We start from the raw sequence: 15,689 nt of genomic DNA, 5'->3' as shown, positions 1-15,689 counted from the left end.
TTATTTCTTTTCTATCCACTGAACGATAGTTTCTGAGAACGGACTTTTTTTAGGAGGCACCATTCCTACCCAATTTCCGTTCTCATCAATCATAAACTTCTGAAAATTCCATTGCACGGGGGCGTCTTGCACTCCGTTCAGTTTCTTTTCTGTCAACCATTGATAGAGGGGAGCTATGTTTTTACCTTTCACTGAGATCTTCGCCATCATCGGAAAGGTGACATCATAGTTCAGCGTACAGAATGTAGCAATCTCTTCATTAGTTCCCGGTTCCTGCCCCATAAAGTTATTGGCAGGAAAGCCGATGATAACAAAGCCATCGTCTTTATATTGATCGTATAACTCCTGTAGCTCTGCATATTGCGGGGTGAGTCCGCACTTTGAAGCAACATTTACGACCAGAACTTTTTTCCCTTTCAGTTGAGAGAGATTATAGGGTTTACCATCAATAGTGGTTACGGCGAAGTCATAGAAAGAGTTGCTCTGCGCAGCGGCAGCGATTGAAAGTACAAGAGCTACGATGAGGGAAGAAATGGTTTTCATACTTGTTTCTATTTGTGCTTTCCACACCGGAAGTTATGCTAAACGACAATAACGACTATCAGTGGAAAGCTAATGTTAGGACTTATAATTATAACAAATAAAAGAGATACAAAGTTGCAACAATTTGATATTTTAAATGCGTAGGATAGTCCCAGAGAAATATTTGTAATACTGTAATCATCCTCACCAACCAATGACTCCATATCAATTGTTTTATATTCATACCTTGCAATCACTCCATACAACTAACTTTTTTCCATAATCTTCTTATAATATTTATCTGCTTTTACAACATATGAGTAAGAGAATTGTAATATTTACCTCAATAAAAATCATCTCCTTCTTTCGTTCTTAAAATCCAATGAAAAATGGGGAAGAAGAAAGAGAGGCTGCTGCAAATATTACTTTGCAACAGCCTCCGCTTATTTACACTTCAAGTATAATCTTAGAAAAGAATTATCATTTAGCCAGTTCATTGATTACATCCATAATCTTTTGTCCGATTTCTTCGGCGGCTTCCATAGTTGAAGCCTCGCTATACACACGGATTATCGGCTCTGTATTGCTCTTACGCAAATGTACCCACTTATCGGCAAAATCAATCTTTACACCGTCGATGTCATTGATTTCTTCATTCTTATAGATCTCTTTCACTTTGGAAAGGATGGCATCTACATCAATTTCCGGGGTAAGATCCACACGGTTCTTTGCTATAAAATAAGGAGGATAAGTAGCACGCAACTCACTCACCTTCTTTCCTTCATGAGCCAGATGACTCAGGAAAAGGGCAATACCTACCAAAGCATCGCGCCCATAATGGCTGGCAGGATAAATCACTCCACCGTTACCTTCACCACCAATCACGGCATTGGTAGCTTTCATCTTAGTCACCACATTTACTTCGCCCACAGCCGAAGCACTGTATTCCATTCCATATTTGCGAGTCACGTCACGCAATGCACGGGTAGAACTCAAATTAGAAACTGTATTACCCGGAGTATGTTTCAATACATAATCGGCTACAGTCACCAGCGTATATTCTTCACCATACATCACACCGTTCTCACAAATCATAGCCAGGCGGTCAACATCAGGGTCTACTACAAAAGCCACGTCTGCCTTACCACCTTTCATAAGGTTCATTATATCACCCAGATTTTTCTCAAGCGGTTCGGGGTTATGGGCAAAATTACCAGTAGGTTCACAATAAAGCTTCTCTACATGCTTTACGCCAAGGCGTTCGAGCAATTCGGGAAGAATAATACCTCCGACAGAATTCACACAATCAATAGCCACGCGGAAATCAGCTTTCCTGATAGCTTCCACGTCCACCAGATCAAGTGCTAAAACACTGTCAATATGTTTTTGATTGTAAGTAAGATCTTTACGATAAGAACCAAGATGATCTACATCTGCAAAGTCAAACTCTTCAGCTTCGGCAATACGAAGCACTTCGTTGCCTTCGGCTGCATTCAGAAATTCACCATGTTCGTTAAGCAATTTCAGCGCATTCCATTGCTTGGGATTGTGCGAAGCTGTCAGAATGATACCACCACAAGCACCTTCCATCGTCACAGCCAGCTCTGTTGTAGGAGTAGAAGCAAGATCAATATCCACTACATCCCAGCCCATACCCATAAGGGTGCCGACTACCACGTTCTTCACCATTTCGCCAGAGATACGTGCATCACGGCCTACTACAATTTTATTACTTGTAGATTTGCATGTTCTACGAATCAGCGTAGCATACGCCGATGTGAATTTCACAATGTCAAGCGGGTTCAATCCCTCGCCTGCACCTCCGCCGATCGTTCCGCGGATTCCAGAGATAGATTTGATTAGAGTCATAAGGATTTAAATATCGGTAATTAAAGTTAGTTCTATCAGTGTAGTATCAATAGATAGAGAATCTATGTATATCATAGAAATAAGGAAATACTTTCTGCTGTGCATAAGAGTGTCCACTCTTCGACGGCACAATCAGTCTGACATGTGCTCCATCTTTAATATACTGTAAAGCCATCAACCAGCCGGCAGGAACTGAGGTTCCATACTGACCGCCAATCGTTACGTCCCAATAATATTCGGAATCAAGCCCCGGCTCCTGAATAAACTGCCCGTATATACTTGTTCCGCTTATCGTATAACGAAACCCTGTAGGATAATTATTCATAGGCGGATAATATTGATTATCCACATTAGAAACAGAAGTTGGTTCTCCGGTTAAAATATCGACTTCTTTAAAGCGGGTAAGGATCAGGTTACCGGTTTCAAACGGAAGAGCAGCTTCAAGACTGGGATAAGGTTCAGATGCAGCACGCGGAGTCCCGTAACGTTGTACAATCTGCATATAAATACCATTAGAGAAGGCAACATACTGATTCTTGCCCGGATACTGAACCGGATACCCGTCTTCACATTCTGTAATCGTATCCTTTTCGAATTCCTCTACGGTAATTACTTCAATATTATTCTTTTTAATAAAGTCATTGACACCGTCTCTCTCTTCTTCGAGCATCTCAGCATAGGTTTTCGTGTCATCACATGCCTGAAAAAAGGCTCCAAGAGCCAACAGGGAAATAAATAATAATATAAGTTTCTTCATTCGTCTGTATCTTAACTATATGTCCGTACAAATGTACCGTAATTTAGTTGAAAATTGAGAGTTAAAAGTTGAAAGTTCAAGTCTTTTAACTTATTTAGTTATTTAATTGACAGTTGACGGTTGACAATTGACAGTGGACAGTTGACAATTGACAATTGACAATTAGCTGCGCTATCACACTACATAGTAGCTATCAACTGTCAATTGTCCACTGTCAACTGTCAACTGTTAACTGTCAACTGCTCTGAGTATTTTTCCAAAGCCCGTTCAAATACTTCCTTTGCCTCATCTATCGTACCATAGAATTCACCACCCGAAGCATTCAGATGGCCACCGCCATTAAAGAATTCGGCAGCCACTTTGTTACAGGGAAACGTTCCTACAGAGCGTAAAGATATCTTAATCATCCTGGTTTCCGTATCTTCACGCAGAAAACAAGAAAAGCAGACATTCTTAATGGAAAGAGGTATATTGACAAAGCCTTCGCTATCGCCTTTAATATAATCAAACTGGCTTTGTTCATCTCTTGTCAAAGAAATCAATGCCGAATTATACTCACGATAAACTTTCATATTCGACAAAACATACCCCATCAGTCTCAGACGGCTCTCCGAGTAAGTGTTGTATACTTTTCTATAGATATCATCCTTATCAATCCCTTTCGACAGAAGCTCACTAATAATGAAGTATATTTCACGATTATTGGAATTATAAGTGAACCCTCCGGTATCTGTCATCATACCGGTATAAATACATTCGGCTCCTTCCAGAGAGATATCACTGAAGTATCCCATACGACAGATTAACCGGAATATAAGTTCGGAGGTAGAAGATATTTCCGGATGTGAGATAATAATCTGACAGAATTCTTCGGGGTACAGATGATGATCGATCATTATTTTACGGGCAGGTGAAGCGGCTACAGCATCTCCCATTTTCTCGATCCGTTTCAAAGCATTAAAGTCCAGACAGCAAATCACATCTGCCTCAGCTATCAGCTTATCAGCAAATTCCTTGTAACGGTCGTACAACAAGATATCCTTGCTACCCGGCATCCATCTCAGAAAATCGGGAAAGGCATTGGGTACAATCACGTTTACAGTCTTATCCTGTGAATCCAGAAAATGGGCAAGCCCCAAAGAAGATCCTATTGCATCGCCATCAGGAGATACATGGGATACAATCACTATTTTATCAGCACGTTCAAACCATTTTGTGAAATGATCTATCTTAGCTTGTTCTATTACTTTAGTCAGCATAATAATTATGTGTCAATACGCCAATGGGCAATGTGCCGATGACCAGACACGCTTGTTTATGGATTAATATTCTATTTGCTTATCATTCTTAAATTTGGCACATGGCATATCAGCACAATTGCCATATTACCGTCCGGCAAAATTACGATAATTCTTCGTACTTAAAGCAAAAACTCAGTAGAACCTTCATCTGAGAGTGATATAAAATGAACTCCTTGCTGCTGACACTCCATTTTATATGCCTGTAAACGACGGTAAGAAAGAGAGGCATCAAGAATCACATTATGAATGACAAACAAGTCGGTCAATTCACGCAAATGTCCGTCATAGCCTTTGCATACGTAAAGATAATCAATAGATAACGGCTGTAGGGTCGTTTTGTTTCGCCAGTAATTATCATTCAACACACAAACCCTGCAACCGGAAAAGGAAAGAAGGTGATGATCATAAACCAATGCAGGGCAGGTATAATCGGCAGTAACAGGTTGAGGAGGCTTCAATCCCTGGCGGCTCCATCGCTTTGAAACAGCCTTGTACAACCGGGACTCATCCGGCAAACTATCGGCATAAGCCAACCAGGAAGATCCGCTGGACGCAACACAATGAACCACCGGACAATTGCGGACATTATAAAACACAATGCTTTGCCGGGGACGGTCGATGACTCTCATCGACACATGATAAATACAAACAAGAAATATACAGGAAAGACAGATAACAAGACGCTTTCCCGTACGTGAAAACAGATACCATCCTCCCAAAATCAAAACCAGATAGAATCCGAAAACCTCCGGAATATATACCCATACCCCATCAACAGATGCCCACGGAAGCTGCTCTATCCAACGGACACAATGGTTCAACGCCCCAACCAGCCCTCTCAGTGCTGTCGCTGCAAATTCCTGTAGAAAAGGCAGAGGATTCAATAACAACATAATGACGGCTATATACATTATAAGTGACACCAACGGTATCACCAATAAGTTGGTCAGCAGAAAATGGGTAGAGAAGCGGGAAAAGTAGAGGAGCACCAGTGGAGCTGTGCCAATCTGCGCAGCAATAGAAACGCTCATCAATCCCCAAATGTACCGTCCGACGCGGAAATCCGACACAGGAATCAATCCGTATATACGAGGTTGCATCAATAGAATAGCGGCTACTGCACAAAACGAGAGTTGGAAACCCACATCAAATAGCCAGGATGGTCGACAAAGCAACATAAAGAAAGCCGCTATCAGAAGAGTATTCAGCGAAAAACTGGTTCGCCCGGACAACCCTGCCAAAGCAAACAAAGAAAACATAACTACCGACCGGACTACCGAAGCAGACAGCCCTGTAAAAAAGGCAAAGGCCCAAAGAAATAAAAGAATCAGTAAAGTACGTAGCAAAGCCACCATCCGCCATCGCTCAGGCAGCCACCGCAAACAGAAACAAAGCAGCAAATATAGAAAACCTATATGTAAACCGGATAAAGCAAGTACATGACTTGCACCGGATATGGAATAAGTTTCGCGGATATCTTCACTTAGCTCCTCTTTATAACCGATGGTGAGGGCTGAAAGCACAGCAAAATCATCTCCCCGAAATCCAAGGCGACGATAAACGGACAAAACAGACTCCCGGCAGTCCATCGCTTGCTGACGAAATGTGTGTATGGTACTCCGTGAAATCACCTTCCAGCTATCTGCGTAAGCAAATCCAATAGCAGCCACCTGCCTGCGGGACAAGAAACGGACATAATCAAACTCATCCGGATTGCCATTATTCACCGGAGGAGAAAGTTTGGTATAAACCAATAGTTCATCCCCACTACGCAAGTGTTCGCTCAAAGAATCTTTAGTGAAATAAAGGAGAGCTTTATGATCCAAAGCAAGCCGCCCGGAAACAGAATCAATCTGTTCTATCAACAGTACGCGGCAAAGCACACTTCTCTCTTTCGCCTGCGGTTGCTCCGTAACAATCAGCCTATAGGCCGTCTCTTTTTGTGGAAACACAGATCCAGCTTGGCGTAATTCCCGGTTCATCAATCCGACACCCAAAGTAAAACAAAAGAGAAGGAGGCAGCTCCCAAAGAGCCAACGCCTGGAGTAACGTTTCCGGTTAAAGAAGAAAATCAGCCCTCCGAAAGACAGAAGGAAAAGTAAAGAAACGCCAGAGGCAATCCCTTCGGACTGCCTCTGGAAAAAAAGTTCATCGCCACAATAAATGCCCACAACTAAAGGGCATAACAGGCGTAAAAAAGGATAGCGATGCAGCCAGGCAAAGAGCATTAATTATAGCTCTTTCAGCTGGTAGATCATCTCTTCAGGGTTTTCGGCGGCAAATACTGCGTTTCCTGCCACCAATACATCGGCACCGGCAGCCACCAGACGTGCACCGGTTTCAAGATTTACCCCACCATCTACTTCAATCAAAGCTTTTGAGCCCGTACGTTCTATCAATGCACGTAGCTCACGAACCTTCTCTACGGAATGTTCAATAAATTTCTGCCCCCCGAAACCAGGGTTAACACTCATAATGAGCACCATGTATACATCACGAATAATATCCTGAAGCATTGCGACGGGCGTGGCTGGATTTATGGTCACTGCCGGCTGCATACCTGCTTCCCGGATTTGCTGCACCACCCTGTGGAGGTGCGGACATGCTTCATAATGCACATTCATCACATGAGCTCCTAACGCTTTCACCTCCTGAATAAATTTCTCCGGTTGTACAATCATCAGATGTACATCAAGTGGTTTCTCACTTAGCTTAGCCACATACTTCAATACCGGAAATCCAAAAGAGATATTAGGCACAAATACGCCATCCATAATATCAATATGAACCCAGTCGGCTTCGCTACGGTTTAACATTTCAACATCTTTCGCCAAATAAGCAAAATCTGCAGAGAGAATAGAAGGAGATATCATTGGTTTCATGAGCTTGTTTTTATTACAAATTTAATACAATGATACAAAAGTAGAGGGAATAAACGGAAGTAACAAATTTATCCCAAAATAATCCCTTGTAACCCTTGTGGCAATTGTTGTTCCACATAATAGTTACCGGCAAAAGAACGTAGAAAAGCCAGCGTTTGTTCACTGACCCGGGGCCTCTTACTTTCCACCGAGTTCTTTTCTTTGGGACACTGTTGATGAGAGGGAGTAGTTTTTTTATTCATAGGCCTTATACACTAAAAGGTTTGTTTCCTTTAGAACGTAGGAAACAAACCTTTTAGTATATAACAAGTTAGTTAAATTTAATCAACGGTAAGAACGACTCCGTTCTTTTCGGCCATGCGACGAAGGTTAAGGATAGCATAACGCATACGCCCCAGTGAAGTATTGATACTTACACCTGTCTGCTCTGCTATCTCCTTGAAACTGAGATCCTGGTAGAAACGCATATATACCACTTCGCGTTGTTCATCTGGCAGGAATTCCATCAAACGGCGTACGTCAGATAATATCTGCCGATTTACAATCGTATTCTCTATCGTCCCTTCTGCCAGACCGATATTATTCAGAATGTTCACTTCCGGCTCATCACAAGACACCAGATTCTCCGATTTCTCCTGACGGAAAGAGTCTATAATCAAGTTATGGGCAATACGCCGCAACCAAGCAGAGAACTTACCATTTTCATTGTAACGTCCCTGACGGATAGTAATAATTGCCTTCATAAAAGTTTCTTGAAAGATGTCTTCTGTCATCTCGGAGTTGCGTACAATATAATAAATATAAGAGTACAACTTGTCCTTATACCTATTTAGAAGTACATTAAATGCCTGATTCTCTCCTTCGGCATAGAGAGAGACTAACGTTTCGTCAGCCTTGTTGTTCCATGTGTTCATTACGTATGCGATTAGATATAATTAGCGTAACGTGTTTCTATAGGCATTCACATTTAAAGAGTTAATAATGGGCAAAGAAAAGGAATCTTAGTGAAAGAGCCAAAAGAAAAGAGAAATATTTTTAATGGGAACCATATTATTAACTCATTGACGTGCAGTTTCTACTGCGGAATACTCATTAATGAGAGGATTTACGATTAGACGATTTACGATGTACGATTGAAGTTACCTTTTAATAGCCTGTTTCAGTAATGTAAAGCAGACTAATCCCAATCGTACATCGTAAATCGTCTAATCGTAAATCATCTAATCGTAAATCCCTTCATTATTGTTCTATTACAAGTCACTTCATCCTCATATCCCCGGTAATTTTGTAACCACGCAACAGTTCTTCTGTCCTAAGCCGTTTCTTGCCGGGGAACTGCAAAGCAAGAATGCCTATAAAACCATCCGTAACAGCTACTTTGAGAGATTTCTTTCCGTCTGTCACGATTGTACCCGGAAGCAATTGATGAGTTTCGGATCGCTTTTCACTCTCAAAAATCTTCACTACAACAGGTTCGCCCGAAGGATTTATGAGTTCAGTCCATGCTGCCGGATAAGGGGAAAGGCCACGAATGAAATCATAGATACGTTTTACAGGCTGATTCCAGTCAATCCTACAGGTTTCTTTAAAGATTTTAGGAGCTGGACGTAATTCTCCTACTACAGCCATTTCTTCCTGTGGAATAGGTTTCACAGTACCCGCTAAAATAGCATCTACTGTCTCTATAACAAGCCTGCCACCTAACATCATTAGTTTATCATGCACGACTTCTACATTATCCGTATCTGCAATCGGAACGCGAACTTGTTGGATGACTTCTCCCGTGTCGATTTCGTGCTTCAGGAAGAAAGTGGTAATACCTGTTTCCGTATCGCCGTTGATAACCGCCCAATTGATAGGAGCAGCACCACGATATTGGGGAAGCAGAGAAGCATGCAGGTTAAATGTTCCCAAACGAGGCATATTCCAGACAACTTCAGGCAGCATACGGAAAGCAACTACGATTTGCAGGTCGGCTTTCCATTCACGCAAAGCTTGCACAAAGCTTTCATCCTTCAGTTTCTCCGGCTGCAACAAAGGCAGATTATGGTCTAATGCAAACTGTTTGACAGGGGAGAACTGGATTTTATGACCACGACCTGCCGGTTTATCGGGCATGGTAATCACACCAACCACATTGTAACCACCTTCGACGAGGCAACGCAAACCCTCCACTGCAAAATCGGGAGTTCCCATATAAACGATTCTTAAATCTTCTTTCTTCATAAATAATAATGTGACAATACGACAATGTGACAATATGCCAATTGAGAGTATTAAATAATGTGACAATACAACAATGTGACAATAGCCCAGTTATATTACAACTCTATTATAACGCAGCCAATTGGCACACTGGCATATTGGCACATTGAATAATTATTCTAGTCTTCCGAGAAATGTACCAACACCTGCCGGTATGAATTAAATATCTTTGATTTCGAGACGAAGCCCAGATACTTGCCTTCTTCGTTCACCACAGGCAGATTCCAGGCCTTTGTATCATCAAAGGTCTGCATCACCTGTTCCATACCATCCGTATCAAATAGTTTGGCAGGGGCCGATGTCATCAGTTTATTCACCGTGAAACGATGATAAAGTTCTTGCCGGAACATGATGTTACGGATATCGTCCAGCAAGACAATGCCGAGCAATATGCCACTCTTATCTGTCACAGGAAAGATATTACGATGTGAAGCAGCAATGGCTTTAACCAGTTCACCCAAATCCATCTCCGGATGGACTGTTACGAAATCATTCTCCACCACATTCTCCATCTTCATCAGCGTCAGTACAGCCCTGTCCTTATGATGGGTCAACAACTGCCCCCTCTTTGCCAAACGCATGGAATAGATACTGTGCGGTTCGAAAACAATGATAGTCAGATAGGAACTGACGGAGACAATCATCAATGGCAGAAAGAGGTCATAACCACCCGTCAGCTCGGCGATGAGAAATACTCCCGTCAACGGGGCATGCATCACTCCACTCATCACGCCAGCCATCCCCATAAGTGCAAAGTTCTTCTCGGGCAGATAGGCTGAGAATGCAAAGTCATTGCTGAAGTGTGAAAAGACAAATCCTGCAATACAACCTAAGTAGAGCGAAGGTGCGAAGATACCACCGCACCCCCCTCCTCCGTTCGTTGCACTGGAGGCAAAGACTTTCAACAGGATAATCAGTATCAGGTAGACTTGCAGCAGATTGCCGTATCCATAGAACAGGGAGTTGTTCATCACCGTATCCCAGTCGGCATTACTCGTACCGTTCAGCAAGAGGTTGATCGTATCGTAACCTTCGCCATAAAGCGGTGGGAAAAGGAAGATGAGTACACTCAGCATCACCCCTCCCAGGACCAGTTTCTTATAAGGATTGTTGAGTTTGCCAAAGACGCCTTCCACCGAATTCATGGCACGGGTGAAATACAACGAGATTAACCCACAGAAGATGCCCAGCAGAATAACGAAAGGGATACGTTCCAGTTCAAACGCCTGATCGAGGTGGAATTTGAACATCGCTTCCGTGCCGGTGGTGATATAAGAGACCGTAGCAGCCGTCACTGCGGAGATGAGCAGGGGCAGTAGTGAGGACATCGTCAGATCGATCATGAGTACCTCCAGCGTGAATACCAACCCGGCAATAGGCGCTTTGAAGATACCGGCAATGGCACCGGCAGCACCACATCCCACAAGCAGCATCAGCGTGCGGTGTTCCATCTTAAACACGCTTCCCAGATTGGAACCGATGGCCGATCCCGTCAGCACAATAGGTGCCTCCGCTCCAACCGACCCACCAAAGCCGATGGTAATGGCGCTGGCAATGGTAGACGACCACACATTGTGCCGTTTGATGCGTCCCTGCCTCCGGGAGATGGCATACAGTATCTTGGTAACTCCATGGCTGATATCATCTTTCACAATGTTCCGCACAAACCATCCGGCCAGAAAGATACCTACTACCGGATATACCAGATAGAGGTAATTCACCCCCGTTGCACTAAAGTTGTCGGTAAGGAAATTCTGTATCGAGTGGATCAGGAACTTCAATATCAATGCAGCAATCGCTGTGAAAATACCCACCAGAAAACTAAGGATAAGAATGAATTGCTTTTCCTTAATATTGTTTTCACGCCAATGAATAAAATGCTGTAGCAGACTAATCTTTTCTTTTTCCATATTTCTGTCTAAATGCCTTTGCCGATCCACACTTCTCTGACGGTTGCCAATAGAATTTTCACGTCGAGCCAAAAGCTATAGTGTTCTAAATAATAAAGGTCGTAACGGGAACGTTCAATCATTTTCTCTATCGTGTTAGCATACCCGAATTTCACCATTCCTAAAGAGGTAATCCCTGGCTTCAGGTTAAATATCCGTTTATAGTCCGGGGTCTTCTCCAATATTTGTTGTACAAACCAAGCACGTTCGGGGCGTGGTCCGACAATGGACATATCTCCCTTCAAAACATTCCAGAACTGCGGCAATTCATCCAAATGATGTTTACGCAGTGTCCGGCCAAAAGCTGTCACCCGCTGATCATCAGAAACAGCAAGCAACGGTGTCCCATCTTCCGCACCTGTCACCATGGTACGAAATTTCACCATCCGAAAGGGGACACCTCCCTTTCCCAACCGCTCTTGCTGGTAAAAAACGCTACCCGCTCCCTGCATGCGAATGCGGATAGCAATATAGAGCAGTAATGGGCAACATAGCAACAGCACCAACGCTGCCACCATATAATCCACCAACTGCTTCATCTATTCACGGATAATCTTTATCACTCCGCCTTTATCAAGTTTAATAATGCTCGATGGTTTGGGACGACTGATGTCATCCTGGCGAAAGCCTACAATATAATCTACCTGTGATTTAACGTCATCACTTATTTCACTGAAATTGGCCGGCGAAGGCTGTCCGCTGATGTTGGCCGATGTCGACACAATTGCCTTGCGGAATTGCTGGCAAAGACGACGGGAAAAGTCCTCACTGGTCACACGGATACCTACGCTGCCATCTTCGGCAAGCAGGTTCGGAGCCAGATTGCGGGCCCCCGAATAAATTATAGTAAGTGGTTTGTCGGCCAGTTCTATTAGGTCCCATGCCACTTCGGGCACATCCTGCACATAAAAATCCACCTTTACGGATGAGTCAACCAAAACCAACATCGCTTTACTGTCTGCACGCTTCTTGATTTCGTACACACGGTGCACCGCATCAGGATTGGTCGCATCGCAACCCAATCCCCAAATCGTATCGGTAGGATAAAGGATAACCCCCCCCTCCTGCATCACCTGACAGGCTTTTTTAATATCTTCTATCATTTCTTGATTTATATCTGATAAGAGTAACGCGCAAAAATACTACTTTTGCATGGTAATAACAAAGTTTAAGAGAAAACAAATGGAAGAAATTAAGTTTCGCCACACCCTGCCTATACAACTACGATTCAATGACGTAGACAAATTCGGTCATGTCAACAACACGGTTTACTTCTCATTCTATGATCTTGGCAAAACAGAATATTTTGCCTCTGTCTGCCCCGGAGTGGACTGGGAAAAGGATGGAATTGTCGTTGTCCATATAGAGGCCGACTTCCTGGCTCAAATCTTTGCATCGGACCACATTGCCGTACAAACGGCTGTTTCGGAGATCGGGACAAAAAGTTTTCACCTCATTCAGCGGGTGATCGATGTAGAAACCGGAGAGGTAAAGTGCATCTGCACATCCGTGATGGTAGCATTCGATTTAGATAAGTACGAATCGAAAGCGCTCACCGAAGAGTGGATAGATGCGATTTGCAAATATGAGGGCAGAGATGTGAGGAAAAGGAGACAGGAAAACAAGGATTAAAGGGCAGCATTTGTCAGTATTTTAATACACTAATTTCTGATAAGCAAGAGATAGGCAGAGTAAAGACGTGGAAATAGAGGTGGAAAGCATCCTTTTCAACCCACTGTTTATCAATACATTGCAAAGTATATTCCTCGGCTCCGGGGAGGAGACTGCTCCCCGGAGCCGAAGGGTGCGCTCCCCGGAGCCGAGGACGTTGCTCCCCGGAGCCGGGACAACCAAAAATTTGCCGGGGGTTAGAAAAGCAGAGTTGGCAACGGAAGGCGTTTACTCTGATGTAATAAATATTCAACTAACGCACCTTTATCATAGGATGTCTATTCTTGTATGGTAATGAATATGTTTCACCACAGAGTAACACAGAATTCCACAGAGTAGTATTTATCTGATGAAACGCGGATGAACACAGATGAACCCAGATTAAAAAACTGTAGTTCTTTATCATACATTTATTTCCCTTTGCGAAAATCTGCGTTTATCTACGTTTCAATAAAGATTTAAACTCGGTGGAACTCAGTGTTACTCTATGGTGAATTTTGTTCATGTCTATTCAGATTTAAATACTTATCGGCATAGCGTAGCCAATTTGTCACATTATCCACCCTCCCAAGCGAGAAATACCCCGTTCCTTTTGTAAACATCCTTTTCATACCGAAGTAATCCCTCTGAAATATTTTCATCTGATTACAGCCATGCTTCATCTTTTTTTCGTACTTTTACAGCTTCTTGGGGGAAAATGTCATTCTCTCCCATCCTGAGATACGAAAAAGAAAAAACAATATATAAAATGAATCACAAATGGAATTATCAACCCATCACATCAGAACAGGCAGAGATAAGCCAGACATTGGTTCAGGAATTAGGCATTAGCCCTATCCTGGGACGGCTCCTGGTGCAGCGGGGAATCACACGGGTACATGATGCCCGGAAATTCTTCCGTCCGCAACTGCCCGACCTGCATGACCCATTCCTGATGAAGGACATGGACATAGCAGTGGAACGTCTGAACAAGGCGATGGGAAAGAAAGAGCGCATTCTGATTTATGGAGATTATGACGTAGACGGTACCACAGCTGTGGCACTGGTCTATAAGTTCATCCAGCAGTTTTATTCAAACCTGGACTATTACATTCCTGACCGTTACAACGAAGGTTACGGCATTTCACGAAAAGGAGTAGACTATGCTGCCGAAACTGGTGTAGGCCTGATTATCGTGCTCGACTGCGGCATAAAAGCCGTAGATGAAATAGCATATGCCCGCGAACGAGGAATTGATTTTATCATCTGTGACCACCATGTACCGGACGATATACTGCCACCCGCCGTAGCTATCCTCAATGCCAAACGTTTGGATAACACCTATCCTTATGAACACCTCTCAGGCTGCGGTGTCGGCTTCAAGTTTATGCAGGCATTTGCTATCAACAATGGCATTGAATTTCACCACCTTATTCCTCTGCTCGACCTTGTGGCCGTCAGCATAGCTTCGGACATTGTGCCCATTATGGGGGAAAACCGTATTCTGGCGCACCACGGTCTAAAACAACTGAACAGCAATCCCAGCATAGGAATGAAAGCCATCATTGATGTATGCGGATTAGCAGAAAAGGATATCACCGTGAGCGATATTGTGTTCAAAATAGGCCCTCGTATCAATGCTTCCGGACGTATTCAGAATGGAAAAGAAGCAGTGGATCTGTTGACAGAGAAAGATTTTTCCGTAGCTCTTGAAAAAGCCAATCAGATAAATCAGTACAACGAAACCCGTAAAGATCTGGATAAGAGTATGACCGAAGAGGCCAACCAGATTGTAGCCAATCTTGAAGGACTGGCAGACCGCCGTTCTATCGTCATCTACAATGAAGAATGGCACAAAGGCGTGATCGGAATTGTGGCTTCCCGGCTGACGGAAATATATTACCGCCCGGCCGTAGTATTGACACGTACAGATGATATGGCAACGGGGTCTGCCCGCTCAGTTTCTGGTTTTGACGTATATAAAGCCATAGAACATTGCCGTGACTTGCTCGAGAACTTCGGCGGACACACGTATGCTGCAGGATTGTCAATGAAAGTGGAAAATGTACCGGCGTTTACCGAGCGTTTTGAAACATTCGTATCACAACACATCCTGCCGGAACAAACCAGTGCCGTAATAGATATCGATGCTGAAATAGACTTCAGAGACATCACTCCGAAATTCTTTAGCGATCTGAAGAAATTCAATCCCTTCGGCCCGGATAATCAGAAACCCATATTCTGCACGCACCATGTCTACGACTACGGTACAAGTAAAGTGGTGGGACGCGACCAGGAACATATCAAACTCGAGTTGGTAGATAACAAATCGAACAACGTAATGAACGGTATCGCTTTTGGTCAAAGTTCACACGTACGCTATATCAAGACAAAGCGTTCATTCGACATCTGCTACACAATCGAAGAAAACACGCACAAGCGTGGCGAAGTACAGTTGCAGATTGAGGATATTAAACCCATTGAATGATTTACG

14 protein-coding genes are annotated in these 15,689 nt (G+C 43.3%); 2 read left to right on the top strand and 12 right to left on the bottom strand.

The window, feature by feature from the left end; translation table 11 throughout:
- The 12 genes from VCM39_RS04365 to VCM39_RS04310 form a co-directional block, all read right to left on the bottom strand.
- Nucleotides 1-543, bottom strand: a complete 543-nt coding sequence (locus VCM39_RS04365; RefSeq protein ID WP_025868051.1) for a glutathione peroxidase — start codon at nt 541-543, stop codon at nt 1-3.
- Between the two features lie 459 nt (nt 544-1,002).
- On the bottom strand, nt 1,003-2,391 hold the full coding sequence (glmM, locus tag VCM39_RS04360) for a phosphoglucosamine mutase (protein WP_221651268.1): 1,389 nt from the start codon (nt 2,389-2,391) through the stop codon (nt 1,003-1,005).
- A 46-nt stretch (nt 2,392-2,437) separates the two neighbouring features.
- Nucleotides 2,438-3,148 carry a DUF4827 domain-containing protein gene (locus VCM39_RS04355; RefSeq protein ID WP_221651267.1) on the bottom strand — a complete coding sequence of 237 codons (711 nt, stop codon included), beginning with the start codon at nt 3,146-3,148 and terminating at the stop codon, nt 2,438-2,440.
- A 221-nt stretch (nt 3,149-3,369) separates the two neighbouring features.
- Nucleotides 3,370-4,407, bottom strand: coding sequence for a DHH family phosphoesterase (locus tag VCM39_RS04350; protein WP_221651266.1), 1,038 nt, complete (start codon nt 4,405-4,407; stop codon nt 3,370-3,372).
- A 161-nt stretch (nt 4,408-4,568) separates the two neighbouring features.
- Complete coding sequence (locus VCM39_RS04345; RefSeq protein ID WP_322933171.1) at nt 4,569-6,677, bottom strand: ComEC/Rec2 family competence protein; 2,109 nt, start codon at nt 6,675-6,677, stop codon at nt 4,569-4,571.
- Nucleotides 6,678-6,680: 3 nt separating this feature from the next.
- Entirely contained in the window at nt 6,681-7,331 is a 651-nt protein-coding gene (gene rpe, locus VCM39_RS04340) for a ribulose-phosphate 3-epimerase (RefSeq protein ID WP_322933172.1), read from the bottom strand.
- A gap of 68 nt (nt 7,332-7,399) precedes the next feature.
- Complete coding sequence (locus tag VCM39_RS04335) at nt 7,400-7,573, bottom strand: hypothetical protein (RefSeq protein WP_002562562.1); 174 nt, start codon at nt 7,571-7,573, stop codon at nt 7,400-7,402.
- A 78-nt stretch (nt 7,574-7,651) separates the two neighbouring features.
- On the bottom strand, nt 7,652-8,245 hold the full coding sequence (locus tag VCM39_RS04330; RefSeq protein ID WP_002562563.1) for an RNA polymerase sigma factor: 594 nt from the start codon (nt 8,243-8,245) through the stop codon (nt 7,652-7,654).
- A gap of 343 nt (nt 8,246-8,588) precedes the next feature.
- The gene (gene fmt, locus VCM39_RS04325) at nt 8,589-9,557 is read right to left on the bottom strand and encodes a methionyl-tRNA formyltransferase (RefSeq protein WP_221651263.1); all 969 of its coding nucleotides are present in this window, start codon (nt 9,555-9,557) and stop codon (nt 8,589-8,591) included.
- A gap of 158 nt (nt 9,558-9,715) precedes the next feature.
- Nucleotides 9,716-11,506 carry a chloride channel protein gene (locus tag VCM39_RS04320; RefSeq protein WP_322933173.1) on the bottom strand — a complete coding sequence of 597 codons (1,791 nt, stop codon included), beginning with the start codon at nt 11,504-11,506 and terminating at the stop codon, nt 9,716-9,718.
- A gap of 8 nt (nt 11,507-11,514) precedes the next feature.
- On the bottom strand, nt 11,515-12,084 hold the full coding sequence (locus tag VCM39_RS04315; protein ID WP_002562567.1) for a sugar transferase: 570 nt from the start codon (nt 12,082-12,084) through the stop codon (nt 11,515-11,517).
- A complete protein-coding gene (locus VCM39_RS04310; RefSeq protein ID WP_221651260.1) occupies nt 12,085-12,648 on the bottom strand; it encodes an L-threonylcarbamoyladenylate synthase in 564 nt (187 codons plus the stop codon).
- A gap of 79 nt (nt 12,649-12,727) precedes the next feature.
- Here VCM39_RS04310 and VCM39_RS04305 point away from each other — a divergent pair, with 79 nt between their 5' ends.
- Both VCM39_RS04305 and recJ read left to right on the top strand, forming a co-directional pair.
- Nucleotides 12,728-13,177, top strand: coding sequence for an acyl-CoA thioesterase (locus tag VCM39_RS04305; protein WP_322933174.1), 450 nt, complete (start codon nt 12,728-12,730; stop codon nt 13,175-13,177).
- A 787-nt stretch (nt 13,178-13,964) separates the two neighbouring features.
- Nucleotides 13,965-15,683: a single-stranded-DNA-specific exonuclease RecJ gene (gene recJ, locus VCM39_RS04300; protein WP_221651258.1), complete on the top strand. Its 1,719-nt coding sequence runs from the start codon at nt 13,965-13,967 to the stop codon at nt 15,681-15,683.
- The last annotated feature ends 6 nt before the right edge of the window (nt 15,684-15,689 follow it).

The sequence above is a fragment of the Bacteroides mucinivorans genome, assembly GCF_034654355.2.
GTDB lineage: Bacteria > Bacteroidota > Bacteroidia > Bacteroidales > Bacteroidaceae > Bacteroides > Bacteroides nordii.
The sequence above is the reverse complement of the archived record's forward strand: the minus strand, read 5'-3'. Positions and strand labels throughout refer to the sequence as shown.

What these genes read in the sequence shown, in the direction of transcription:
- VCM39_RS04365 (WP_025868051.1), bottom strand. Translation starts at nt 543, where the DNA reads ATGAAAACCATTTCTTCCCTCATCGTAGCTCTTGTACTTTCAATCGCT.
- glmM (WP_221651268.1), bottom strand. Translation starts at nt 2,391, where the DNA reads ATGACTCTAATCAAATCTATCTCTGGAATCCGCGGAACGATCGGCGGA.
- VCM39_RS04355 (WP_221651267.1), bottom strand. Translation starts at nt 3,148, where the DNA reads ATGAAGAAACTTATATTATTATTTATTTCCCTGTTGGCTCTTGGAGCC.
- VCM39_RS04350 (WP_221651266.1), bottom strand. Translation starts at nt 4,407, where the DNA reads ATGCTGACTAAAGTAATAGAACAAGCTAAGATAGATCATTTCACAAAA.
- VCM39_RS04345 (WP_322933171.1), bottom strand. Translation starts at nt 6,677, where the DNA reads ATGCTCTTTGCCTGGCTGCATCGCTATCCTTTTTTACGCCTGTTATGC.
- rpe (WP_322933172.1), bottom strand. Translation starts at nt 7,331, where the DNA reads ATGAAACCAATGATATCTCCTTCTATTCTCTCTGCAGATTTTGCTTAT.
- VCM39_RS04335 (WP_002562562.1), bottom strand. Translation starts at nt 7,573, where the DNA reads ATGAATAAAAAAACTACTCCCTCTCATCAACAGTGTCCCAAAGAAAAG.
- VCM39_RS04330 (WP_002562563.1), bottom strand. Translation starts at nt 8,245, where the DNA reads ATGAACACATGGAACAACAAGGCTGACGAAACGTTAGTCTCTCTCTAT.
- fmt (WP_221651263.1), bottom strand. Translation starts at nt 9,557, where the DNA reads ATGAAGAAAGAAGATTTAAGAATCGTTTATATGGGAACTCCCGATTTT.
- VCM39_RS04320 (WP_322933173.1), bottom strand. Translation starts at nt 11,506, where the DNA reads ATGGAAAAAGAAAAGATTAGTCTGCTACAGCATTTTATTCATTGGCGT.
- VCM39_RS04315 (WP_002562567.1), bottom strand. Translation starts at nt 12,084, where the DNA reads ATGAAGCAGTTGGTGGATTATATGGTGGCAGCGTTGGTGCTGTTGCTA.
- VCM39_RS04310 (WP_221651260.1), bottom strand. Translation starts at nt 12,648, where the DNA reads ATGATAGAAGATATTAAAAAAGCCTGTCAGGTGATGCAGGAGGGGGGG.
- VCM39_RS04305 (WP_322933174.1), top strand. Translation starts at nt 12,728, where the DNA reads ATGGAAGAAATTAAGTTTCGCCACACCCTGCCTATACAACTACGATTC.
- recJ (WP_221651258.1), top strand. Translation starts at nt 13,965, where the DNA reads ATGAATCACAAATGGAATTATCAACCCATCACATCAGAACAGGCAGAG.